Source organism: Corynebacterium bovis DSM 20582 = CIP 54.80 (genome assembly GCF_030408615.1).
Taxonomy (GTDB): Bacteria; Actinomycetota; Actinomycetes; order Mycobacteriales; family Mycobacteriaceae; genus Corynebacterium; species Corynebacterium bovis.
This window is the reverse complement of sequence record NZ_CP047187.1, coordinates 917,485-940,752: the sequence shown is the minus strand read 5'-3', so window position 1 is coordinate 940,752 and position 23,268 is coordinate 917,485. Positions and strand designations below refer to the sequence as shown.

Sequence of the window (23,268 nt, the reverse complement as noted above, 5' to 3'; positions counted from 1 at the left end):
GGTCACCCTACCCGGCCGGCGGCGACCCGTCCCGGCTGCGGTCATCCCCCGACGTCACCCCTCGGCGGCGACCCGTCCCGGCTGCGGTCGTCCCCCGACGTCACCCCTCGGCGTCGTCCCCGTCCGACGCCGCCTTCAGCCGCCCCTCGACGTCCTCGAGCTCCGCGGCGAGGGCGAGACGGCGGCGCTCCAGCTCCTCCACCCGCCCGGCGTGGGCGCGGGCGCAGTGCTCCACCGCCTCCTCGACGGAGTCGGTGACGACGAGCAGGTCCGGGTCCTCCGCCGAGATCATCCCGTCCTCGATGAGCCGGGTGCGGATCCAGTCGACGAGCCCGCCCCAGAACTCCGTGCCGATGAGCACGATGGGGAACCGGGAGATCTTCCCCGTCTGGACCATGACCAACGCCTCGAACAGCTCGTCGAGCGTCCCGAAGCCCCCGGGCAGGCAGATGAACGCCTGCGAGTACTTGAGGAACATCGTCTTGCGGACGAAGAAGTACCGGAAGTTCAGGCCGAGGCCGACCCAGTCGTTGAGCCGCTGCTCGTGTGGCAGCTCGATGCCGAGGCCCACGGACAGTCCCCCGGCCTCCTGGCACCCGCGGTTCGGGGCCTCCATCAGCCCCGGCCCGCCGCCGGTGATGACGGCGTAGCCCGCCTCGTGGATCCGTCGTCCCAGTTCCACCCCCTGGCGGTAGTAGGGGTGGTCCTCCGGGACGCGGGCGGACCCGAAGACGGTCACCGCCTTCGGCAGCTCCGCGAGCGCCCCGAACCCGTCGACGAACTCGGACTGGATCCGCAGCACCCGCCACGGGTCGGTGTGGAGCCAGTCGGAGTTCACCTGGTCGTCCAGCAACCGCTGGTCGGTGGTGGATTCCCGACGGTCGGGTCCGCGGAGGACGACGGGTCCGCGGAAGCTGATGGAACGGTGCGGGTCGGACGTGGTCATGAGGCCTCCGGTGTGGTGAGGTAGCGCAGGATCTGGTCGCTGACGGTCTCGATCATGTGGACGGGGCAGTGCTCCTCCGGGGTGTGACACAGCCCGGGGTCGCCGGGCCCGAAGTTCACGGCCGGCATCCCCAGCCCGGCGAACCGGGCCACGTCCGTCCAGCCGAACTTCGCCCGGACCCGCCCGCCCGTGGCCTCGACGAGCGCCCGGGCCGCCGGGCGGTCGAGCCCGGGCAGTGCGCCCGGCGCGGCGTCGTCGACCTCGAGGGAGAAGCCGTCGGCGGGGGCCTCCGGCGTGCCCACCCCGAGCACCTCCCACACGTGGTCGAGGGCCTGCTCGACGGACCGGTCCGGGGCGAAGCGGAAGTTGACGAACATCCACGCCTCGTCGGGGATCGTGTTCGTCGCCACCCCGGCGTGGGCGACGACGACGTTGAGCCCCTCCCGGTACCCGCAGCCGTCGATGTCGACCTGCCGGGGCTCGTCCGCGGCGACCCGCGAGATGACCGGGCCCAGGGCGTGGACCGCGTTCTCCCCGAGCCAGGCCCGGGCCGAGTGGGCCCGCCGGCCGTGGGCGGTGACCTTCACCCGGACGGTGCCCTGGCAGCCGGCCTCGATGACGGCGCCGGAGGGCTCGCCGAGGATCGCGACGTCCCCCTCCAGCAGGTCGGGGCGGTCGTCCGCGAGGTGCTGGAGGCCGTTGAACCGGGTGGCGACCTCCTCCCCCTCGTACTGGATGAGGGTGAGGTCGGCGGTGAGGTCGGGCGACGCGGCGAGCGTGGCGAAGGCGTGGAGGAACACGGCGTCTCCGGACTTCATGTCCACTGACCCGAGACCGTGGACGGCCTCGGTGCCGTCCGCGCCGGGGGCCGACCGGGACGGCAGGTTGTCCGCCGCCGGCACGGTGTCGATGTGCCCGGCGAGGATCACCCGCCGGCCGAGACCGCGGTGGGTGCGGGCCACGACCGTGTTGCCGTGCCGGTCGACGGTCACGGCGGGCAGGTCCGGGTGGTCGGCGGCCTGCCGGTCGGCGACGCCGCGGAGCGCGGTCTCGACGGCGTCGGCGATCGCCGCCTCGTGGTGGGACTCGCTGGGGATGTCGACGAGCGCCCGCGTGAGCGCGACCGGGGAGGCGGTGAGGTCGAGGGCGGGGGCCGCCGTGGGGGTCCCGGGGCGGGTCCCGGGGCTGGCCCCGGTCGTGGTCGGGGCGGGCGGCTGGGTCGGGGGTCGGCTGGCGTTGTCCATCCCGGCCCATCCTAACGTCGGGTCCCCCTCGCTGCGGGGTGGGTGGAGTGGTGAACGGGTCCCGTCCGGGGCCGCACCTGTGCTTGAATCCAACCATGAGTTCGCCCACCGATGATTCCGCGCCCCGCCTGCAGCCACCGGGCCCGGCCGGCACCGCCCACCCGACCACATCCCCCGGGGGCACCCCGGGCCCGACCGCCGGTGCCGACGGCGCCCTCGGAAAAGGCCTGAAGAGCCGCCACCTCACGATGATGGGCCTCGGGTCCGCCATCGGCGCCGGACTGTTCCTCGGCACCGGGGTCGGCATCCGGGCGGCGGGTCCCGCCGTCCTCGTGTCCTACATCGTCGCCGGCGTCATCGTCGTCTTCGTCATGCAGATGCTCGGTGAGCTGGCCGCGGCCCGCCCGGACTCCGGGACGTTCGCCGCCTACGGGCGCCAGGCGTTCGGGCACTGGGCCGGGTTCGCCCTCGGCTGGTTGTACTGGTTCATGCTCGTCATGGTCATGGGGGCGGAGATCACGGGTGCGGGCGCGTTCATGGGCCGGTGGTTCGACGTCCCGGGGTGGATCCCGGGCCTCGTGTGCGTCGTGTTCTTCTCCGTGGTCAACCTCGCGGCGGTCCGCGGCTTCGGCGAGTTCGAGTACTGGTTCGCGTTCATCAAGGTCGCGGTCATCGTCGTCTTCCTCGTCATCGGCGTCCTGCTCATCCTCGGCTGGCTGCCGGGCCACAGCGCGGTGGGCCTGTCGAACTTCTCCCCGTTCGCCCCGAGCGGGATGTCCGGTGTCGCCGCCGGTCTGCTCGCGGTGGCGTTCGCGTTCGGCGGCATCGAGATCATCACCATCGCCGCCGCGGAGTCCGAGGACCCGGGCTCGTCGATCGCCCGCGCCGTCTCCGCGGTGATCTGGCGCATCCTCGTGTTCTACCTCGGCGCGGTGTTCATCATCACCGCCTTGCTGCCCCTGTCCTCCCTCGGGGAGGCGCAGGGCGCCGGGGACTCGCCGTTCACGCGGGTCCTCGCCATGGCGGGCATCCCCGGGGTGACGACGATCATGGAGGTGGTCATCGTCGTCGCCCTCCTGTCGGCGTGCAACGCCCAGATCTACGCGACCTCCCGGCTGGTCTTCTCCTTCGCCGGGTCCGGGGACGCCCCCCGCGCATTCCGCCGGGTGTCCCGGGCGGGCGTGCCGTACATCGCGGTCGTCTGCTCCCTCGTCTTCGCCTTCCTCTCGGTCGCGCTGCAGGTCTGGGGGCCGGAGAACCTCATCGTCATCCTCTTCAACGCCGTCGGCGGGTCGCTGCTGGCCATCTGGCTCATGATCGCCCTCAGCGAGATCCGGCTCCGGCCGCGGCTCGAGGCCGAGGGCAGCCTCACGGTGCGGATGTGGGGTTACCCGGTGCTGCCGTGGGTCACGGTCGCCGCGCTCGTCGCCCTCGCCGTCCTCATGCTGTTCGACGCCACCGCCCGGGACCAGGTCGTCACCGTCGTCGTGGTGTTCGCCGTCCTCGCGGCGGTGGGGCACCTCATCGGCCGTCGTCGCGACCGGACGGCCGCCACCCGGGGCGAGTGACGACGGGACCTGGGTAGACTCTGTCACCATGACTGGAGCTACCGGAACCGGAATCGCGACGATCACCACCGACGGGACCGTGCTGGACACGTGGTACCCGTCCCCCACCCTCGCCGAGGCCCCGGGCGACACCGGGACCACGCGACTCGGGTCCTCCGCCGCGGAGACCGACCCCGCCGCGGACCTCGACCCGTCCCTCACCGCACTGCTCGGGGAGGACGAGGCCCGCGGCGTGACGTGCGTCGCGGTGCGCACCGTCATCGCCGACCTCGACGCCGCACCGGTCGACGCGCACGACGTCTACCTCCGGCTGCACCTCATCTCCTCCCGCCTCATCCGGCCCCACGGCTGCTCGCTCGACGGGCAGTTCGGCCTGCTGACGAACGTCGTGTGGACGAACCACGGGCCGTGCGCCGTGGAGGGTTTCGCCGCGACGCGCGCCCGGCTGCGGGCCCGGGGGCCGGTGACGGTGTACAGCGTCGACAAGTTCCCGCGCATGGTCGACTACGTGCTCCCGACGGGGGTGCGCATCGGCGACGCGGACCGGGTGCGGCTCGGCGCGCACCTCGCCGAGGGCACGACCGTCATGCACGAGGGCTTCGTGAACTTCAACGCCGGCACCCTCGGTGCGTCGATGGTCGAGGGGCGGATCTCCGGCGGCGTCGTCGTCGGTGACGGCTCCGACGTCGGGGGCGGCGCGTCGATCATGGGCACGCTGTCCGGCGGCGGCAAGGCCGTCATCTCCGTCGGCGAGCGGTGCCTCCTCGGCGCGAACGCGGGCATCGGCATCTCCCTCGGCGACGACTGCGTCGTCGAGGCGGGGCTCTACGTCACCTTCGGCACGAAGGTCACGGTCCGGGGCGCGGTCGCCGCGGCCGCCGGGGTCGAGGACGGGGCCGCGGTCAAGGCCTCCGACCTCTCCGGGGCGTCGAACATCCTCTACCGCCGCCACTCCGTGACCGGTGCCGTCGAGGCCGTCGCCCGGGAGACCGGGTCCGTCGAGCTCAACGACGCCCTCCACGCGAACTGAGCCCGGCCGGCCGGGCGGCCCGGATCCCTCCGGCTCCCCCGGTGCCTCCGGCTCAGGCCGCGTCGGCCCGGGTCAGTTCCCGTCGGCCGCGCGGGCCACGGCCGCGAGCCGCTCGGCGGCGAGGTGCACGGCCTCGTTCGTCCCCGTGAGACCGATCCGCACGTGCCGGGCCCCCGCCGGCCCGTAGAACTCCCCCGGGGCGACGAGGATCCCCCACGCGGCGAAGCGGTCCACGGTCTCCCGGCACGGCGCCCCCTCCGTCACCCACAGGTAGAGACCGGCCTCCGACCGGTCGACGGTGAACCCCGCCGCGTGGAGGGCGTCGGCGAGCACCCGCCGCCGCGACCGGTACAGCTCCTTCTGCAGGATCTCCTGGTCGTCCGTCGACAACGCGGTCGTCATCGCCGCCTGGATCGGCCCCGGGACCATGAGACCGGCGTGCCGCCGCACGGAGAGCAGCTCGGCGATGAGCCCGGTGTCCCCGGCGAGGAACCCCGCCCGGTACGACGCCAGGTTCGACGTCTTCGACAGGGAGTGGACCGCGAGGAGCTGCCGGTGGTCACCGTCGCACACCCGCGGGTCGAGGACCGAGACGGGCGCGGTGGTCGCCGTCGACCCGTCGACGGCCTCCTCCCAGCCGAGGCCGAGGTAGCACTCGTCGGAGACGACGATGACGTCGTGCTCCCGCGCCCACCCGACGATCCGGCGCAGCTCCCCGACCCCCAGCACCGCGCCGTGCGGGTTCGCCGGGGAGTTGATGAACACCAGCGACGGGACCCGGTCGAGGTCCCACGGCGCGTCGGACCGGACGACCCCCGCCCCCGCCAGCCGGGCCGCCACCTCGTAGGTGGGGTACGCCAGCTCCGGGATCACGACGTCGTGCCCCTCACCGGTCCCGAGCAGGGTCGGCAGCCACGCGATGGCCTCCTTCGTCCCGATGACGGGCAGCACGCCCGTCTCCGGGTCCAGGCCCGTCACCCCGAAGCGGCGTTCCATCGCCCCGACGATCGCCGCGCGCAGCTCCGGCGTGCCCTTCGTCTGCGGGTACCCGGGCGCCGACCCGGCCTCCGCGAGCGCGAGCTGGATCGCCGGCGCGACCGGGTCGACCGGCGTGCCCACGGACAGGTCGATCATCCCGCCGGGGTGGGACCGGGCGGTGCGCCGGGCCGGCTCGAGCGCGTCCCAGGGGAAGTCCGGGAGCAGGGAGCCTGCGGGACGCCGGGCGGGGCGGGACGTGTTCGGCATGGGCCTCTCGTTTCGATCGTGGGTCACCGGGGGCTGTCACGCCGGTGGGACGGGGTGGGACGGCGTCGTCCCCGGGAGTCACCCGGTCCGCGCACGGTCCCGACCCCGGCCTGGGTCTCTAGTCCTGGTTCTGGGGAGGCAGCGAGGAGATGCCGTCGACGTCGAAGTCCTGCGGGCCGGTCTTCGCCGCGCCGCCGGGGGATCCGAGGTCGTCGAAGAACGCCTCGTTGAAGTCGATGTAGTCCTCCCACTCGTCGGGCAGGTCGTCCTCGTAGAAGATCGCCTCGACGGGGCAGACCGGCTCGCAGGCACCGCAGTCCACGCACTCGTCCGGGTGGATGTAGAGGGATCGCTTCCCCTCGTAGATGCAGTCGACCGGGCATTCCTCCACGCACGCCCGATCCATCACGTCAACGCACGGCTGTGCGATCACGTATGTCATACCCAATCACCTTCTGAAGTAGTGCAGTCGTCGAATCTGTATCTTGTCACTTGATCCGCATCAATGGAAAACCGCCGCCGAGCAGGCCCGCGACCATGAGAACGAGGGTCCACACGCTCCCTCCGAGGAGCGTGTCGCCGCCCGTCCCCGGCAACGCCGGCCAGAAGACCAGCGCGAGGAACCCGATCAGCCACACGGTCAGCGGCACACCGGCCGCCGCCTTGCGCGGCGTCCACAGCAGGGCCGTCGTCACGAGGACGTAGTTCGCCACCGCCGCGAGCAGGATCGTCCACGGCAGCGGCACCGGGGTGTCACCCACGGTGACCCGCGTCCCGAGGTACGCGACCTCGATGGCGAGGGAGGCCAGCGCGCCGACGGTCAACCAGCCGATGCCGGCGATCCGTTCGCCACGGCTGGTGTCGCGGCGGACCTGGCTGCGGTCGGGGTCGCCCCAGTGGGGTTCATCCGGGGGTCCCACCGGCCGGTCGCCGGGGTCGGTCGACGCGGCACCGTCCGGCGTCACCGGGGTGTGCGCGGGTCCGTTCCGGTCGCTCATGTCCGCCGCCTCCCTTCCACAGATAGACAGAATAGTCTATTTTCGTCCGTCGCGCCGAATCGTAGCATGTCAACGAGCACGTCAGCGCGGCGCGGATCCCCGGGGTCCCGGCCGCCGACCGTGTACGCCTCGGTCCGGAGCAGCGGCTGGACGACGAGGTTGGACAGGCAGAACGCCGTCTCCCCCGGTGGCGACGTCCGGCGGACCTCGCCGATGACGTCCGTCGGGGTCCCGTCGGCGATCCACAGCTGCGTCGCGTGGGCGGCCATGGCCCTGCGCTTCGCGGAGACGTCCGCGTCCGTGCCCGTGATGTGCAGGTCGACGTCCGTGGACGGCACGCTCGCGAGCTCGCCGGGGTCGGGCATCCGCCAGCCCGCGGGGGGACCGTCGAGCCGGGCGAGGCCCTCCTCCAGGTCCGTGCGGTCCGTCACCGCCCACAGGATGAGCGCGGGCACCCACGGCCGGTCCGGGCCGTCGTCCCCCGCAGCGTCCTCCCCCGCAGCGTCCCGCCGCGCGACCGCCGCATCCACCGCCGCGTGCGTGACCTCGTGCGCGCGGATGTGGTCGGGGTGGCCGTACCCCCCGTCGGGGCCGTACGTCACGACCACGTGGGGGCGTCGGACCTCGATGATCTCCCCGAGCGCGGCGACGGCCCCCTCCCCCGACCGCACGAACGCCCGGGGGTGGTCCGCGGCCGGCGTCCCGGCCATGCCGGAGTCCCGCCACCGCCCCGCGCCGCCGAGGAACAACGGCCGGTGCAGCCCGGAGTCGTCCCGGTTCACCCCGAGCTCCCGCAGGGCCTCCCGGAGCTCGGCGATCCGGTAGCCGCCGAGCATCCCGGTCCCCCCGGACTCGAGCATCCGGTAGCGGTCGCCGATGACCTCGCCCTCCTCGCCGAGGGTGCAGGTCACGACGGTCACCTCCGCGCCGCGGCGCGCGCACTGCGCGAGCGCCGTGCCGGTCCACAGGGACTCGTCGTCCGGGTGGGCGTGCACCGCGAGCACCCGCAGGCCCGCGAGATCACCGCCGTCAGTGCTGGTCGAAGCCGTCACGAAGGGCCTCCTCAGGCTGGTCGTCCTCGTCTGTCGGGCGGGCCGGGACCGGGCCGCGCCGCCACTGCCCCGCCGCGACGAACGGCCCGGCGACGGGGTCGGTCGGCCACTCGTCGACCGGCCCGGGTGCCCCCTCGAGCTGCCGGCTCACGGCGAGGACCTGGTGGTCCCGCAGGAAGGGGACGACGGAGGCCTGTGCGCTCACCCGCGCGTCGAGCTCCTCCCGCACGGAGTCCAGCGGGGCCGCCCCGGACCGCACCCGGTCGACGGCGGCGTCGATCCCCGGGTCGCACATCCCGGTGAGGTTCGCCGCGCGGGCGGACACCGCGGACGCCGGCGAACGGCGGGGGTCCCGCGCGCCGGTGGTCGTGGTCGAGGCGGACGCCGGGGCCGGGGCCGTGCCGGTGGTCGTGGTCGTGGTCCGGGCGGTGCCGGACGACGGGGCCGCACCCTGGCCGGTGGTCGTGGTCGCGGCGGTCCCGGACGTCGCGCCCGGTGCCGCCGGCGCCGTGGTCGAGGTCGCCGTCGGGGTCTCCGCGGTCAGCCCCGGGACGGGCCGGCTCGGCGTCGTGACCGCGCGCGCCGACCGGCCGCACGTGTAGTGGTCGGCGTAGTCCCGGGCGGTGTCGTCCGTCGTCTGCCAGGCGACGACCGCGTCGACCTCCCCCTCGGGGAGGTACGAGCCGTAGAGGTCCGCCGGGTCGACCGTCACGACGGTCGCGTCGACCCCCGCGGTGGTGAACTCGTCGACGACCGTGCGCGCGGCGATGACCGCGGAGGTGTCGTCCGTCGCCGCCGCGATGCGCAGCGGGCGGGCCGGGGCACCCTGCGCCCCCGGCTCCGCGGTCACCGCCGCGGGGTCCCCGGACGGCACCTCCGGCCGGGACGGCACGGTGACGTCCTCCCGGCCCGTCGTGATCTGCGCGATGAGGGCGGGGTCCAGCACGGACGCGAGGGCCGCCCGGCGGTCCCGGTCGGCGACGAGCGGCGAGCCCTGGTTGAAGAACAGTCCCAGCATGACCCGCCGGTCGACCTCACCGGTCCGCACGCCGGGGACCTGCGCCAGCGTCCGCCCGGTCGTCTGCCCCGGGCGGGTGAGGTACATCTGGATCTGGCCGGTGCGCAGCATCTGCGCCCCCGTCGCCGCGGAGGGGACCGTGGTGAGGGCCAGCTTGTCCGTCGCGGCGGGCGTCGAACCCCAGTACCGGTCGTTGCGGGTGAGCTCGATGACTCCCCGACCGGCGTCGACGGAGTGCACCTGGAACGGGCCACCCGAGGCGGCGACGGCCCCGTCCATCATCGTCTGGAAGTCCTTCGCCTCGGACCGGTAGATGTGGCTCGGCAGCAGGTCCCGGAACAGCGAGTGCCACCCGGCGTACGGCCCCCGGAACGTGACGTCCACCGTCCGGCCGCCGCCGCTGACCTCGACGCTGTCGATGCGCTCGTACCCGGACGGGTCCGCCACCCCCGGGCTCGACACCATCATGTCGCGGAGGTACTGGAAGTCCGACCCCGTGATGGGCGTGCCGTCGGACCACTGCGCCTGCGGGGTGATCTCGTAGCGCACGGCCGTCGGGGCCGCGGCGTCGCCGGCGGTGACCGTCGCCGAGGTGAGGAGGTCGCGGTTGAGCACACGGTCGACGTCCCCCGCCTCCTCCCCCGCGGCGGTGACGGGCTGCGGGCCGCCGGCACCCGTCGCCTGCCGGGGGATGAACGCGCTCGGGAGGGTGAGGGAGGCGACCTCCGCGGTGACCGGGGAGACCCCGCCGATGAGGTGCGGGTTGAGGTTCCCGGCGAAGCTGTCGACGCCCACCGTCACCGTGCGCGCGGCCTCAGCCGTCGCCGCGTCGTGGGGCGACGGGTTCTCCCCGCCGTCCCGCTCCCCCAGCTGCCGGTCGTCGACCGTCGGGGCGTCGCCCGGGTGCGCCTGGCACCCCGACACGACGACCCCTGCGGCGACGACCGCGGCACACAGCCGCCGTCGGTTCCTCCTCGTGCGCACCGGCGGCGACTCCTTCCTGCGGTGACCGGGTCAGTTCTTGTTGCGCGCCTTGTCCCGGGAGCGGGCACGCGCGCGCTCGCTGGCGTTCAACAGTACCTTGCGCACCCGGACGATCTCGGGAGTGACCTCGACGCACTCGTCGCCGCCGCAGAACTCCATCGCCTCCTCGAGGGTGAGCTTCTTCGCCTTCGCCAGCGTGACCGTCGCGTCGGCCGTGGCGGAGCGCATGTTCGTCAGCTTCTTCTCCTTGGTGATGTTGACGTCCATGTCCTCCTCCCGGTTGTTCGCGCCGACGACCATGCCCTCGTACGCCTGGGCGCCCGGCTCCACGAAGAAGCTGCCCCGGTCCGAGAGCTGCTGGAGCGCGTAGGCCGTGATCTGACCCGTGCGGTCGGCGACGAGCGAACCCGACGCCCGGTCCTTGATCTCCCCGGCCCACGGCTCGTAGCCCGCCGAGTAGTGGTTGGCGATACCCGTGCCACGGGTCTCGGTCATGAAGACCGTGCGGAACCCGATGAGGCCACGGGCGGGCACGGTGAAGTTCATGCGGATCCAGCCGGTGCCCGTGTTGTCCATGCTGTCCATCCGGCCCTTGCGGGCGGCCATGAGCTGGGTCACCGCACCGAGGTGCTCCTCCGGCACGTCGATGACCATGTGCTCGAACGGCTCGTGGAGGGTGCCGTCGATGGTCCGCGTGACGACCTGGGGCTTACCGACGGTGAGCTCGAAGCCCTCGCGGCGCATCGTCTCGACGAGCACGGACAGCGCCATCTCGCCACGGCCCTGGACCTCCCAGGCGTCGGGGCGCTCGGTGGGCAGGACCCGGAGCGAGACGTTGCCGATGAGCTCCTGGTCGAGACGGGCCTTGACGACGCGCGCGGTGAGCTTGTCGCCGCCCCCGCGCCCGGCGAGCGGGCTGGTGTTCACACCGACGGTCATGGAGATCGCCGGCTCGTCGACGGTGATCCGCGGCAGGGCCTCGGGGTGCTCCGGGTCGGCGAGGGTGTCGCCGATCATGATGTTCTCGATGCCGGAGACCGCGGCGATGTCGCCGGCGATGACCTCGTCGGCCGGCACGCGGCTCACGCCGACGGTGCGCAGCAGCTCACCGATCTTCGCGTTCGTCGTGTGCTGGACGCCGTCCTCGTCGTAGTGGATCCAGCTCACCTGCTGGCCCTTGCGGAGGGCGCCGCGGAAGATGCGCACGAGGCCGATACGGCCGAGGAACGAGCTCGAGTCGAGGTTCGTCACGTGCGCCTGGAGCGGCGCGTCGAGGTCCGCGGACGGCTCCGGGAGGACGTCGTAGAGGACGTCGAAGAGGGCCTGGAGGTCCTCGGCGTCGGGGGCGTGGCCGTTGCCCGGGTTCTCGGTCGACGCCTTGCCCTCGCGGCCGGAGGTGTAGAGCACCGGCAGGTCGAGGAGGGACTCCGCGGCCTCGGCGGCCGACGGGTCCTCGAGGGTCGAGGCGAGCTCGAGGAGGAGGTCCTGGGACTCCTCGACGACCTCGTCGATGCGGGCGTCGGGACGGTCGGTCTTGTTCACGCAGATGATGACCGGCATCTTCGCGGCGAGCGCCTTGCCGAGCACGAACCGGGTCTGCGGCAGCGGACCCTCGGAGGCGTCGACGAGCAGGACGACGCCGTCGACCATGGACAGGGCGCGCTCGACCTCGCCGCCGAAGTCGGCGTGGCCGGGGGTGTCGATGACGTTGATGACGAGGTCGCCGCCGTCCTTGCCCTTCCCGGCCCGCCGGATGGCGGTGTTCTTGGCGAGGATCGTGATGCCCTTCTCCTTCTCCAGGTCACCGGAGTCCATCACTCGCTCTTCGACCTCGCCGTGGGCCGCGAACGCACCGGACTGGTGGAGCATCGCGTCGACGAGGGTGGTCTTGCCGTGGTCGACGTGGGCGACGATGGCGACGTTACGGAATTCAGTCAGGGACACAGATCCAGTTCTTCCTTACACAATGGGCAACACGGTCGAAACGGGGACCCGGCGACGAGGCCGACCGCACTGCGCGGCCGCCGACGCCGCCCGCAGCACCACGGCCACGACGGTCAACGGTCCCAGGCTACCCGTCCCGGCGGCACATCCGCTCATCGGAGGAGGGACGACGGCCACCGCCGCGGTGACCGGGGGTGGGCGCCTACGCCAGGATCTGCCGTCCCATGACCATCCGGCAGATCTGGTTCGTCCCCTCGTAGATCTGGGTAATTTTCGCGTCACGCATCATGCGCTCGACCGGGAAGTCCTGGGTGAAGCCGTAGCCGCCGAACAGCTGGACGGCATCCGTCGTGACCGACATGGCCGTGTCGGAGGCGAAGGTCTTCGACCCGGCGGCGAGCAGACCCAGCCGCTCCCCGCCCTCGGCGTGACCGCGCTCCGCGTTCGCGGCGGCGGTGTAGACCATGAGGCGCGCGGCGTCGATCTTCATCTTCATGTCGGCGAGCATGAACTGGGTGTTCTGGAAGTCGGCGATCTTCCGGCCGAACTGCTCGCGTTCCTTGACGTAGGCGACGGCGGCGTCGAACGCACCCTGGGCGAGGCCGAGGGCCTGCGCGCCGATGGTCGGGCGGGTGTGGTCGAGGGTCGCGAGGGCGGTCTTGAAGCCGGTGCCGGGCTCGCCGACCATCCGGTCGCCGGGCACGCGGCAGTTCTCGAAGTACAGCTCCGCCGTCGGCGAGCCCTTGATGCCGAGCTTGTGCTCGAGGCCACCGACGCGGAAGCCCTCGTCGTCCTTGTGGACCATGAACGCGGAGATGCCGTGGGAGCCGGCCTCCGGGTCGGTCACGGCCATGACGGTGTACCAGGTGGACTTCCCGCCGTTGGTGATGAAGCACTTCGACCCGTCGATGATCCAGTCGTCCCCGTCCTGCCGGGCCCGGGTCTTCATCCCGCCGGCGTCGGAGCCGGCCTCCCGCTCGGTGAGGGCGTAGGAGGCCATCTTGCCGCCCGCGATGTCCGGGAGGACCTTCTGCTTGAGCTCCTCGGAGCCGGAGAGGATGAGGCCCATCGTGCCGAGCTTGTTCACGGCCGGGATGAGGGACGACGAGCCGCACACCCGGGCGACCTCCTCGATGACGATGGCCGCGGCCACGGAGTCACCGCCCTGCCCGCCGTACTCCTCCGGCACGTGGATCGCGTTGAAGCCGTTGGCGTTGAGCGACTCGAGGGCCTCCTCGGGGAAGCGGGAGTTCGCGTCGACGTCCTTGGCGTGCGGCGCGATGTCCTGCTCGGCGAGGGCGCGGATGGACTCCCGCAGGGCCTGGTACTCCTCCGGGAGCTGGAAGAGGTCGAAATCGGGGTTCAATGCCATGGGTGGGTCACTCCTGGTGCACGTCGGCGCGTGAGCGCGGGGTCATTGCGGGATCGTCGGTGTGAATCCCCCGGCCGCGGAGGGAGACCGGGGCCGGACAGATCATGAATCCATCGTACCGGGGGTGGCAGGGAGGGGACGCCACACCCCGCCGGGGGCGGCGGACCGTGGGGTGCAGCGGCCCCCTCACCACCTGCCTTCCCGGACGGGCAGCGAGCCGTTACCGTTGACCCATGTCCACACCGACCGGCAGCACCCCGCCCCGGCCCCGCCCCGACCGCGGCGTCGACCTCCCCCGGACCCGCGACGTCACCGGCACCCACACCGGCACACACACCGCGACCTGCAGCGTCACCGGAACCGACGGACGCCCCGGCGTCGTCCCCCGTGCGCGCCGCACCCGCACGGGCGTCGCGCTGGGCCTCGTCACCGCGGCCACGGCCGTGACCCTCGCGGCCTGCTCCCCCGGCGACACCCCCGCGCCGGAGTCCCCCTCCCCCGGGGCCGGGCTCACCGGCGCCTCCTCCGCGACCGCGACCGGTGGCGCGTCGAGGTCGACGTCGACGTCGACGGCACCGTCGGCCGGCCGGGACGGGGCCGGCGGCTCCGCCGCGCACGGGGCCGCGCACCCGTCCGACGACAAGGGCACCCGCACCGCCGAGGCCCTCCCCCCGCTGAAGGACCAGTGCCGCACCCGGGACCTCTCGGTCACGGCGACCCGCCCGGAGGGCGCGGCGGGCAGCGAGGAGTTCTCGCTGATGTTCACGAACAACGGCCGGTCCTCGTGCAGTCTCCGCGGCTACCCGGGCGTGAGTTTCGTGGGCAACTCCAACGGCACCCAGCTCGGGGCCGGGGCGTCACGGGAGGCGGTGTCCGGGTCCCTGCCGGTGGTCACCCTGGCCTCGGGTGCATCGGCGACGGCCTCCGTCCGCGCCGGTCGGGCCGGGACGCGGCCGGCGGACGAGTGCCGGCCGACCCCCGCCGACGGGCTGCGGGTGTACCCGCCGGACGAGACGACGGCGGCGTACGTCGACATGCCGGGGCTCGTCGCCTGCGCGGACAGCGCGACCGAGCTGCTGTCCGTCCAGCCGGTCATGCCCGTGCACTGACCGCCCGCCGGCGAGGCCCGCCGGCGCGGCCGGACCGGCTACGCCAGGTGCGAGACGACGTGGTCGACGGCGGCGGCGGTCGCGTTGGACGAGTAGTAGTCCGTGTGCCGGATGACGCCGGTCGTCAGCGCCGGGCCCAGCTCCGCGAGGAACTGCGTGAGCTCCGCCGGGCGCAGCGCGCGGATCGTGTCGATGATCTTGCCCACCGGGATGTTCCCCCGCAGCAGCGCGGCGGACGCGAGGTCCTGCGCGGTCATCGTCAGCGGCATCGTGGAGTCGCAGACGACGTCACCGGCGTTGCAGAACTCGAGCACCCGGTCGTTGAGCGTGCCGTAGCCGCCGGGCATCGCGCCGAACGCGCCGGTCGTGGCCCCGGCCGAGCCGCCCTGCGGCACCCCGGGCACGCCCCGGTTCGGGTTCGCGAGGAGGAACGCGGAGGTCACGCGGTCCTCGTCGACCGGCCCGTTGCCGTGACCGACGGAGTTGAGGAAGTGGGCGGCGATGTCCGCGCCCTCGGAGTAGCCGACGACGCTGATGCGCGCACCCGGGCACGCGGCGGCGTCCCGCGCGACCATGGTCGTGAGCACCTCGAGGCCCGCGTCCCGGGTCTCGGTGTACGGGGAGAAGCCGCCGGGGACGGACTGGTAGGCGACGTACCGGTCGATGACCCGGCCGGGTGCGGCGTTGCGGACGCCGACGCCGATGCCGGCGGTGTACGCCCCGAACGGCAGAGCCTCGGGGACCCCGACCTCGGTGTTCGCCCCGCCGGGGACGACGTACACGAAGTTCGGCGCGCACTGTGCGCCACCGGTGGCGGGTGAGCCGACGGACCCGACGGCGACGCCGGGGGCCGCGGAGGCGACGGGGGCGAGGACGGTGGCGGCGAGGGCGGCGGCCGCCCCGATCGCGGCGACGAGCGTGCGCTTCACTCTGGGTTCTCCTGTGGGGCCGGGCACCACCGGCACGGGTGGTGCGGGATGCCCGTCGTCGACGAGGACCGTGCAGGTCGCAGGCCGGAACCGGGGCAGTGACGCCCGGATCCTAACACAGCATCCACGTCCCGGCGCGACGCCGGGGTGAGGCACGCCTCACCCCCTCCCCGCCCCCTGCCGTCGGCCGCGCCGCATCCTGTCCGCGGCCCCGCCCCGGCGGCCGCGGCGGCGCGCCGCGCGACGGCTCAGGAGCCGACGGCTCAGGACGTGACGGTCGACGCCGGCACGTTGCCGCCGAGCGGGCCGGGCACCGTCCGGGGGTTCTCCGGCGGGGTGCCGCCGAGCGGCCCCGGCAGCGTCTTCGGGTTCTCCGGCGGGGTGCCGCCGAGCGGCCCGGGCAGTGTCTTGGGGTTCTCCGGCTGGACCCCGCCGACCGGGCCGCGCGTGTCCCGCGCGGGGTCGGGGACGGGCACGCTGCCGCCCACCGGGGGCCGCCCGCCCGGGAAGCCGAAGGCTCCCTCGCCGGCGAAGAAGGTGCGCATCGTCTGGAGGAGCGTCTGGTTCCACACCCCGTGGTACGTCAGCGCGGAGGCGTGGTCGGCGTGGGGCCGGACGATCTCGATGACGCGGCGGTTCGCCAGCTCCATGCGTCGCCGGTAGGCGTCGTAGCTGCGCGTCGGCACGAGGCGGTCGTCCCCGCCGTAGGACAGGTACGTCGGCTGGGAGAAGTCGGTGACGTGGTTGGCGACGGTCACGGCGTCCGCCCGGTCGGGGTGCTCGTCGGGACTCCCCCCGAGGTACTTCTCGACCGTGCGGCGGGCCCCGTCGCCGGTGACCGGGTCGTTCGATTCAGCGATGACGCGCGGGTCGACCGCCGGGGAGTCGGCGTACACCGCGCGGGGCACGGCCGGGGCCCCGCCGCAGCGCGGGTGGAGCTTGCCGGCCGCGGCGTCGTAGGACGCGGTCATGACGAGGGCGCCGCCGGCGGACTCGCCGTAGGTGAAGAAGTTCTCCGGGTCCCCGCCCCGGTCGCGGGCGTTGGCGGTGACCCAGGCCATCGCGCACGCGACCTGGTCGCCGGCGGTGTCCCACGTCGCCCGGTCGTCCGTCGCCAGCGTGTAGTCCGGGGAGACCACGAGGAACCCCTGGTCGGCGAGCCAGCGCAGGTTCCGCGCCTGCGACGTGCGGTCCATCGTGTCCCACCCGCCGCCGTGGACGTACATGAGCACCGGGGCGGATCCGCCGCCGGTGGACGGGCGGTAGATGTCCATGTCGAGCAGGCCGTCGTCGTCGGAGGCGTACTGCACCGTCTCGTCGGGCGAGGCCCCCTCCTTCAGGCCGCCGGGGATGAACGCGGCCGAGGTGTCGACGTCCGCCCCCGCCTTCCGGGCGCTGTCCAGCTGCTGGTCGAGGATGCCGCCGAACGCCCCGACCGCGATGACGCTGAACGCCGCGGCGAGCAGGCTGAGCCGCCGGCTGCCGAGCACGACGAGCCCGACGGACACGACGAGCACGACGGCCCCGACGATGAGCAGCGGCCCGACGTTCTGCGGGGTGATGAGCGACCCGATGCCCAGGTAGGGGAACGAGGCGATGAACGGTGACAGCCCGAGCCACATGAGCAGGGCGGACAGGATCAGGGCGATGATCCCCACGACCGTCCGGATGACCCGGGCGACGGGGTGGTCGCGCCGGCGTCGCCGCCGGGCCGGGGCGGCCGTGCCGCCGGCTCCGGTGTCGGCGGCTCCGGTGTCGCCGGCCGCGGCCCCGGCACCCGGCGCGCCGGCGGTCGCCGCCGCACCCGCGTCCGCGCCGGTCACACCCGCGTCCGTGCCGGCAGCGCCGGTCGCACCGGCCGTGTTCGCCGTGTTCGCTGTGTTCACAGTCTCCTCGCTCATCTCCACCCGTTCCGTCAGGTCGGCCGTGCATGGTCGTCCCCCGACCAGCCCGGCGGTCGTCACACTCCGGGGATGCGCCTGGACGGCCGGGTCCCCTGCCGGAGCCGTGGCGGGGCCACGAGAACAGCTCTGACGCTAACAGGCCCCCGCCCGCCCGGTCCGTTATTCACTGAAAGAAACCACCCGGCCGCTACCCCTTCCCCGGCCCCGCCCCACGTCAGCCCCGTTCCCGCCGTCCCACCGGGACGTCCGCGGACCCGGTCCGGCACCGTCACGGCCGTCACAGTGGGGTGGTCCGGCGCTACCCTGGCCCTCATGGACCCACGCATCGACGCCCCGGATGTCGCCCTCATTCTCGAGGGGGGCGGCATGCGCAACAGCTACACGGCGGCGTGCGTCGTCCGCCTCATCACGGAGAAGGTCCGCTTCGGCTGGGTCGGGGGCGTGTCCGCCGGGTCGAGTCACGCGGTGAACTTCCTGTCCCACGACGCCGAGCGGGCGCGCGTGAGTTTCCAGGAGTTCGCCACGTCGCAGGCGGCCGGCGGGATCAGCAGTTTCATCCGGGGCAACGGCTACTTCAACTCGGAGTACATCTACGAGACGTCGAGTCTCCCGGGCGAGGAGCTGCCCCTGGACTTCGACGCCATCGCCGCGGACCCGACGGCCTACCGCATCATCGCGTTCAACGCCGCCACCGGGGAGACCACGGCGTGGGGCCGCGAGGACGTCGACGGTCCCGCGGCGCTCACGCGGCGGGTGCGGGCGTCGTCGACCCTCCCGATCATCATGCCCACGCCGACGGTCGACGGCGAGCCGTACGTCGACGGGGCCCTCGGCACGTCGGGGGGCATCCCCGTCGACGTCGCCGAGGCCGACGGCTTCGAACGCTTCCTCGTGCTCTCGACCCGCCCGCGGGAGTACCGCAAGCCCCCGATCCGCTACCCGGGCACGGCGCGCCGCATCCTCAGCCGGTACCCGAAGGTCGCGGAGGCGGCGGTGACCCGGCACGAGCGGTACAACGCGTCGAAGGAGCGGCTGCTCGAGCTTGAGCGGCAGGGCCGGGCGCAGCTGTTCTTCCCCGACCACATGCCGGTGAGCAACACCGACCGGCGGCTCGACCGGCTGCGGGCGTCCTACGCCGACGGGGAGGAGCAGACGGACCGGGAGTGGGAGGCCTGGGAGCGGTTCCTCCGGGCCTGAGCGGCGCGCGGGTCCCGGGCCCGGGATTCCGGTAGTGTCAGGTGTCCTGTCCCCCTCCCCCGACCCGCCGAGGTGACCCATGGCCGGAGGACTCGCCGCACTGCTCGACGACGTCGCCCTCATCGCCCGCAAGGCCGCCGCCGCGACGGACGACATCGCGTCGGCCGCCGGCCGCACGAGCACGAAGGCCGCGGCCGTCGTCGTCGACGACACCGCCGTGACGCCCCGCTTCGTCCAGGGCCTCGCCCCGGCGCGCGAACTGCCGCTCATCTGGCGGATCGCCAAGGGGTCCCTGGTGAACAAGCTGCTCATCATCCTGCCGGTGGCGCTGCTGCTCAGCTGGCTCGCCCCGTGGGCGCTCACGCCGATCCTCATGCTCGGCGGGTTCTACCTCGCCTTCGAGGGGGCGGAGAAGATCTGGGAGTTCCTCACCGGGCACGGCCACGGCGACGGTCACGGCACCGGTGAGGGGCCCGGCGCCGGTGGGGGTCGGGGTGAGGGGGACGACGCCGCCCTCCCGCGGCCGGACGCCCCCGCGACCGCGGGCGCCGGGGGCGCCTCCCCCGCCGACCCCGCCCGGGCGGAGGAGGACCGCCTCGTCCGCGCGGCGGTGCGCACGGACCTCATCCTCAGCGCGGAGATCATGGTCATCTCGCTCAACGAGGTCGCCGCCGAGCCGGTGCTCGAGAAGGCCGTCGTGCTCATCGTCGTGGGGCTGCTCATCACCGCGCTCGTCTACGGCGCGGTCGCCGGCCTGGTGAAGATGGACGACCTCGGCCTGCACATCGCCCGGGGGCACGAGGGCGCGGCCCGCCGGGTCGGCCGCGCGCTCGTCGCGGCGATGCCGAAGGTCATGTCCGTCCTGTCGGTCGTCGGCACCGTGGCGATGCTGTGGGTCGGCGGGCACATCCTGCTCGTCGGGTCGGATGAACTGGGCTGGCATGCGCCGTTCGCGCTGGTGCACCACCTCGAGGAGGCCGTCGAGGGGGCGGGCGGGGCTGTCGTGTGGCTCGTCGAGACCGGGTGTTCGGCGGTCGTGGGCTTCGCCGTCGGGTCGGTCGTCACCGCGGTCGTCATGCTCGTCCGGCGGGTGCGGCGACGCTGACGCCCGCTCAGCAGCACCGGGCGCCCGGGTTGTCCTCCTGGTGGGCGTAGTAGGACCGCCAGTACTCCTTCTCCGACAGCGGCGGGTGACCGCACCCCTGCCGGGCGTGGTGGTCGAGGTACCGCCGGTACCGGTCCGCCCCGAGCACGCCGCGGGCGTAGTCCGCCACGGCGGTGACCGCCGCGCGCGCCGCGCCCGCCGTGCGCACGGTGCGCGCCGTCCGGGGCGTCACCGCCGCCCCTCCCCGGCAGCCGCGCCCGCCGACGCGCCCGCCGACTCCCCTGCCGCCGCACCCGCACCCGCAGCCGTCCCCGCCGGCACACCCACCGCCGCGAGGTACGCGGCCCACTCCCGTTCGAGGGCACGCTCCGACGGCGTCGGGATGAGCCCCGCCGGCGCGTACAGCCGGGACTCGACGTACGGGTCCTCGTGCCCCACGGCCACGGGCACCGGTGCGGACCCGCCCGCGCCGCCGGAGGGCGGCGTCGACCCCCCGACGCCGGAGGCCCCACCCACCGGGACCTCCCCGGAGACCCCGGCCCCCGCCGCGACCTCCGCCGCGCGCCGGGCCAGAACCGTCCGCACCGTGCGCACCACCGCCACCGCCACGACGGTCAGCGTGAGCACCACGAACAGCACCGACAGCGACGTCTGGACCAGCGTGTTCCGCGCCACCGCGGCGATCTCGTCCGGGGTCTTCGCCGTGCCGAAGGTCGTCGCCCCGGACGCGAGGGCGTCCCGGGCCCGCACGTGGTTCGCCCAGTAGCCGATCGCCGGGGTCGACGAGAAGATCTTCTGCCACGACCCGACGGTCGTCACGACGACGTCGAACGCCAGCGGCACGATGATGATCCACAGGTACCGGGCCCGCGACCGCGTCGCCGCGACGGTCAGGCACACCGCCAGCGCGACCGCCGCGAGCAGCTGGTTCGCGATACCGAACAGCGGGTAGAACGTGTTGATGCCGCCGAGCGGGTCCGTCACGCCGAGCAGCAGGATCGACCCCCACGCGGCGACCATGACCAGCGTCGTCAGCCACACCCCGACCCGCCACGAGGAGTCCCGGAACCGGGGCACCGCATTGCCCAGCGCATCCTGGAGCATGAACCGGGCCACGCGCGTGCCGGCGTCCACGGCCGTGAGGATGAACAGGGCCTCGAACATGATCGCGAAGTGGTACCAGAAACTCATGAGGTTCAGACCCGGCATGAGGTTGTGCATGATCCCCGCCATGCCCACCGCCAGGGTGGGTGCCCCACCGGTCCGGGAGACGACGCTGTGCTCCCCCACCGCACCGGCCGTGGCCGTGAGCTGGTCCGGGGTGACGGACACGCCCGTGAGGCCGAGCGAGTTCACGAACGCCGCCGCCCCCTCGACCGTGCCGCCCGTCGCCCCCGCCCCGGCGTTCATGGCGAAGTAGATGCCGCGGTCCACCGTCACCGCGGCGACGAGCGCCATGATCGCGACGAACGACTCCAGGCACATCCCGCCGTAGCCGATGAGCCGGGTCTGGCGCTCCTTCTCCACCATCTTCGGCGTCGTCCCGGAGGCGATGAGCGCGTGGAACCCGGACAGGGCCCCGCAGGCGATCGTGACGAAGAGGAAGGGGAACAGGGAACCGGAGAACACCGGGCCGTCGCTGCGGGAGGCAAACTCGCTGACCGCCGGGACGGAGATCTCCGGCCGGACGACGACGATCCCCACCGCCAGCAGCACGATCGTGCCGACCTTCATGAACGTCGACAGGTAGTCCCGCGGCGCGAGGAGCAGCCACACCGGCAGCACCGCCGCGATGAACCCGTAGACGATGATCCCCCACGCGATCGTCGTCTTGCTCAGCGTGAGGTACTCCACGCCCCACGCCGTGCCACCGACGTACCCGCCGGCGACGATCGCGGCGAGCAGCAGCACGAAGCCCAGCACCGACACCTCCAGGACCTTCCCCGGGCGCACGAACCGCAGGTACACGCCCATCACCAGCGCGATGGGGATCGTCATGCCGACGGAGAACACACCCCACGGGGACTCCGCGAGGGAGTTCACGACGACCAGCGCGAGGATCGCCGTGATGATGACCATGATCGCCAGGGTCGCGACGATCGCCGCGTACCCGCCGACGACGCCGAGCTCCTCCCGGGCCATCTGGCCGAGCGACCGCCCGCCCCGCCGCATCGAGAAGAACAGCACGAGGTAGTCCTGCACCGCCCCCGCGAAGATCACGCCGACGATGATCCAGATCGTGCCCGGCAGGTAGCCCATCTGCGCGGCGAGGACCGGCCCCACGAGCGGACCCGCGCCGGCGATCGCCGCGAAGTGGTGGCCGTAGAGCACCCGGCGGTCGGTCGGCATGTAGTCCGTGCCGTCCGCCTTGTACTCCGCGGGTGTCGCGCGGCGGTCGTCCGGGCGGACCAGGCGGTTCTCGATGTACCGGGAGTAGAAGCGGTAGCCGATGACGTACGTGCACACCGCGGCGAAGACGAACCAGATGCCGTTGACCGTCTCCCCGCGGACCAGCGCGAGCATGACCCAGCCGAGGCCGCCGAGCAGCGCGATCGCCACCCACAGGGCGATGCGGCCCGGGGTCCACCGGCCGTGCTCGCGGTCGAGGACCTCGGGGTCGACGTGGTTCGCCGGGCGCCGCGGGGTTGTCGCGGTGGGTGACGGGGCGGCGGTGGCCGGGGCGGTGCTCACGGGCGCGTGGCCTGCGTGGGCGGCGGCGGGGTCGGCGCCGGATCCGGCGGGGTCAGGGGCGGTGCTCACGGTGCGTCCTCCGGTGATCACAGGGTGGTCAGGATCACATCATCATGGCAGACCGCCGCGGCCCCGGCGGAGCTTCGCCCGGACGGGTGGAGGGGTGGGTGGACGGTGGGGTGAGGGACGGGTGGACACCGGGGTGAACAGCGGGCGGGTCGGGGTCACCGTGCGCCGTACGCACCCGGCCGTAACGCTGGTCACATTCCCTCCCCCGGCGGGGAGAACCCCTACGGTGGCACCTGGCAGCAATTGCCGGTCCCACCCGCGCCGGACGCGAGGTCAGCCGCGCCCGCGACGCCCCGCGAGACGCGAGATCCGCCGCACCGACGCCCCGGTCCCGCGCCCGTGACGCCCGCGAGGTCAGCCCCGCCCCACGACAAGGAGCCCCCATGAAGAAGACGGTCTCGATGAACGCCCTCCTCGTCGCCCTCGTCGGGTTCATCCTGTCGCTCTATATCGGGCTCAGGCACGACTCCGTCATCGGGTTCCTCGTCATGTTCGTCATCACCGCGGCCGCGACGGGCCTGGTCAACCGGCTGACGTCGGGGCCCGGCCGCCCGGACTGACCGCGCGACCCCGGGCCCCGTCCCCGACCAGTTCCGGGCTGCGCGCGTAGGCGGCCCCGCTGCCCCCACGACGGCGCACAGCCGGTGAACGTGATATCCACCAAGTTTCGGAACGAACGCCTGGCTGGCAGCGTGCCTTGTGCGATAGCCAGCAAGAATTTCTAGATGCCACTATCATTCACCGTCGTTCAATGAGCCCTAATCCACCAGTATCGACGGCGCTTACGATATTCAACAGCCGACGTCGGGTGGACGGCAACACGCCATCGAATAGCCTGAAACCTTCAGCTTCGGATAAGCCCT

Annotated in this window: 19 protein-coding genes; 6 read left to right on the top strand and 13 right to left on the bottom strand. The window is 73.2% G+C overall.

Features of this window, described 5'->3' with window-relative positions; genetic code table 11:
* Positions 1-100 precede the first annotated feature (100 nt).
* Positions 101-946: an LOG family protein gene (locus CBOVI_RS03730; protein WP_010274593.1), complete on the bottom strand. Its 846-nt coding sequence runs from the start codon at positions 944-946 to the stop codon at positions 101-103.
* On the bottom strand, positions 943-2,190 hold the full coding sequence (gene dapE, locus CBOVI_RS03725; protein WP_010274590.1) for a succinyl-diaminopimelate desuccinylase: 1,248 nt from the start codon (positions 2,188-2,190) through the stop codon (positions 943-945). The genes CBOVI_RS03730 and dapE overlap by 4 nt, the downstream gene beginning before the upstream one ends.
* A 248-nt stretch (positions 2,191-2,438) precedes the next feature.
* Here dapE and CBOVI_RS03720 point away from each other — a divergent pair, with 248 nt between their 5' ends.
* Positions 2,439-3,758: an amino acid permease gene (locus CBOVI_RS03720; protein WP_010274588.1), complete on the top strand. Its 1,320-nt coding sequence runs from the start codon at positions 2,439-2,441 to the stop codon at positions 3,756-3,758.
* 28 nt (positions 3,759-3,786) lie between these two features.
* Positions 3,787-4,788 (top strand): 2,3,4,5-tetrahydropyridine-2,6-dicarboxylate N-succinyltransferase, encoded by a 1,002-nt coding sequence (dapD, locus tag CBOVI_RS03715; protein WP_029158080.1) that lies wholly within the window; start codon positions 3,787-3,789, stop codon positions 4,786-4,788.
* 72 nt (positions 4,789-4,860) lie between these two features.
* On the opposite strand, the gene dapC is transcribed toward dapD, so the two are convergent.
* The 7 genes from dapC to CBOVI_RS03680 all read right to left on the bottom strand — a co-directional run bounded on the left by dapC (position 4,861) and on the right by CBOVI_RS03680 (position 13,401).
* A complete protein-coding gene (gene dapC, locus CBOVI_RS03710) occupies positions 4,861-6,033 on the bottom strand; it encodes a succinyldiaminopimelate transaminase (protein ID WP_010274582.1) in 1,173 nt (390 codons plus the stop codon).
* Positions 6,034-6,151: 118 nt separating this feature from the next.
* Positions 6,152-6,475 (bottom strand): ferredoxin, encoded by a 324-nt coding sequence (fdxA, locus tag CBOVI_RS03705; RefSeq protein WP_010274579.1) that lies wholly within the window; start codon positions 6,473-6,475, stop codon positions 6,152-6,154.
* 46 nt (positions 6,476-6,521) lie between these two features.
* On the bottom strand, positions 6,522-7,031 hold the full coding sequence (locus CBOVI_RS03700; RefSeq protein ID WP_010274577.1) for a hypothetical protein: 510 nt from the start codon (positions 7,029-7,031) through the stop codon (positions 6,522-6,524).
* Complete coding sequence (mshB, locus tag CBOVI_RS03695) at positions 7,028-8,083, bottom strand: N-acetyl-1-D-myo-inositol-2-amino-2-deoxy-alpha-D-glucopyranoside deacetylase (protein WP_010274574.1); 1,056 nt, start codon at positions 8,081-8,083, stop codon at positions 7,028-7,030. Before mshB ends, CBOVI_RS03700 begins: the two co-directional genes overlap by 4 nt.
* Positions 8,061-10,085, bottom strand: coding sequence for an ABC transporter family substrate-binding protein (locus tag CBOVI_RS03690; protein WP_010274572.1), 2,025 nt, complete (start codon positions 10,083-10,085; stop codon positions 8,061-8,063). Before CBOVI_RS03690 ends, mshB begins: the two co-directional genes overlap by 23 nt.
* 30 nt (positions 10,086-10,115) lie before the next feature.
* Positions 10,116-12,029, bottom strand: coding sequence for a translational GTPase TypA (gene typA, locus CBOVI_RS03685; RefSeq protein ID WP_010274569.1), 1,914 nt, complete (start codon positions 12,027-12,029; stop codon positions 10,116-10,118).
* Positions 12,030-12,231: 202 nt separating this feature from the next.
* Entirely contained in the window at positions 12,232-13,401 is a 1,170-nt protein-coding gene (locus CBOVI_RS03680; protein ID WP_029158079.1) for an acyl-CoA dehydrogenase family protein, read from the bottom strand.
* Between the two features lie 233 nt (positions 13,402-13,634).
* On the opposite strand from CBOVI_RS03680, the gene CBOVI_RS03675 reads away from it, so the two are divergent.
* Positions 13,635-14,510 carry a DUF4232 domain-containing protein gene (locus CBOVI_RS03675; RefSeq protein WP_010274563.1) on the top strand — a complete coding sequence of 292 codons (876 nt, stop codon included), beginning with the start codon at positions 13,635-13,637 and terminating at the stop codon, positions 14,508-14,510.
* Positions 14,511-14,548: 38 nt separating this feature from the next.
* On the opposite strand, the gene CBOVI_RS03670 is transcribed toward CBOVI_RS03675, so the two are convergent.
* Entirely contained in the window at positions 14,549-15,439 is an 891-nt protein-coding gene (locus CBOVI_RS03670) for a cutinase family protein (protein WP_010274561.1), read from the bottom strand.
* A gap of 263 nt (positions 15,440-15,702) precedes the next feature.
* Complete coding sequence (locus tag CBOVI_RS03665) at positions 15,703-17,340, bottom strand: alpha/beta hydrolase (RefSeq protein ID WP_183273750.1); 1,638 nt, start codon at positions 17,338-17,340, stop codon at positions 15,703-15,705.
* A gap of 315 nt (positions 17,341-17,655) precedes the next feature.
* On the opposite strand from CBOVI_RS03665, the gene CBOVI_RS03660 reads away from it, so the two are divergent.
* Together CBOVI_RS03660 and CBOVI_RS03655 are read left to right on the top strand one after the other, a co-directional pair.
* A complete protein-coding gene (locus CBOVI_RS03660) occupies positions 17,656-18,540 on the top strand; it encodes a patatin-like phospholipase family protein (protein WP_010268729.1) in 885 nt (294 codons plus the stop codon).
* 79 nt (positions 18,541-18,619) lie between these two features.
* Complete coding sequence (locus tag CBOVI_RS03655) at positions 18,620-19,645, top strand: DUF808 domain-containing protein (protein ID WP_125186050.1); 1,026 nt, start codon at positions 18,620-18,622, stop codon at positions 19,643-19,645.
* 7 nt (positions 19,646-19,652) lie between these two features.
* Here the strand turns inward: CBOVI_RS03655 and CBOVI_RS03650 are convergent, their stop codons facing one another.
* A complete protein-coding gene (locus CBOVI_RS03650; RefSeq protein WP_125186051.1) occupies positions 19,653-19,877 on the bottom strand; it encodes a CstA-like transporter-associated (seleno)protein in 225 nt (74 codons plus the stop codon).
* Positions 19,874-22,336: a carbon starvation CstA family protein gene (locus CBOVI_RS03645; protein ID WP_125186057.1), complete on the bottom strand. Its 2,463-nt coding sequence runs from the start codon at positions 22,334-22,336 to the stop codon at positions 19,874-19,876. The genes CBOVI_RS03650 and CBOVI_RS03645 overlap by 4 nt, the downstream gene beginning before the upstream one ends.
* A 452-nt stretch (positions 22,337-22,788) precedes the next feature.
* On the opposite strand from CBOVI_RS03645, the gene CBOVI_RS03640 reads away from it, so the two are divergent.
* Positions 22,789-22,965 carry a hypothetical protein gene (locus CBOVI_RS03640; RefSeq protein WP_010268708.1) on the top strand — a complete coding sequence of 59 codons (177 nt, stop codon included), beginning with the start codon at positions 22,789-22,791 and terminating at the stop codon, positions 22,963-22,965.
* Positions 22,966-23,268: the final 303 nt, after the last annotated feature.

Bases quoted from the DNA above. Each gene is read 5' to 3' on its own strand.
- CBOVI_RS03730 (WP_010274593.1), bottom strand. From the start codon at position 946: ATGACCACGTCCGACCCGCACCGTTCCATCAGCTTCCGCGGACCCGTC.
- dapE (WP_010274590.1), bottom strand. From the start codon at position 2,190: ATGGACAACGCCAGCCGACCCCCGACCCAGCCGCCCGCCCCGACCACG.
- CBOVI_RS03720 (WP_010274588.1), top strand. From the start codon at position 2,439: ATGATGGGCCTCGGGTCCGCCATCGGCGCCGGACTGTTCCTCGGCACC.
- dapD (WP_029158080.1), top strand. From the start codon at position 3,787: ATGACTGGAGCTACCGGAACCGGAATCGCGACGATCACCACCGACGGG.
- dapC (WP_010274582.1), bottom strand. From the start codon at position 6,033: ATGCCGAACACGTCCCGCCCCGCCCGGCGTCCCGCAGGCTCCCTGCTC.
- fdxA (WP_010274579.1), bottom strand. From the start codon at position 6,475: ATGACATACGTGATCGCACAGCCGTGCGTTGACGTGATGGATCGGGCG.
- CBOVI_RS03700 (WP_010274577.1), bottom strand. From the start codon at position 7,031: ATGAGCGACCGGAACGGACCCGCGCACACCCCGGTGACGCCGGACGGT.
- CBOVI_RS03680 (WP_029158079.1), bottom strand. From the start codon at position 13,401: ATGGCATTGAACCCCGATTTCGACCTCTTCCAGCTCCCGGAGGAGTAC.
- CBOVI_RS03675 (WP_010274563.1), top strand. From the start codon at position 13,635: ATGTCCACACCGACCGGCAGCACCCCGCCCCGGCCCCGCCCCGACCGC.
- CBOVI_RS03665 (WP_183273750.1), bottom strand. From the start codon at position 17,340: ATGAGCGAGGAGACTGTGAACACAGCGAACACGGCGAACACGGCCGGT.
- CBOVI_RS03660 (WP_010268729.1), top strand. From the start codon at position 17,656: ATGGACCCACGCATCGACGCCCCGGATGTCGCCCTCATTCTCGAGGGG.
- CBOVI_RS03655 (WP_125186050.1), top strand. From the start codon at position 18,620: ATGGCCGGAGGACTCGCCGCACTGCTCGACGACGTCGCCCTCATCGCC.
- CBOVI_RS03640 (WP_010268708.1), top strand. From the start codon at position 22,789: ATGAAGAAGACGGTCTCGATGAACGCCCTCCTCGTCGCCCTCGTCGGG.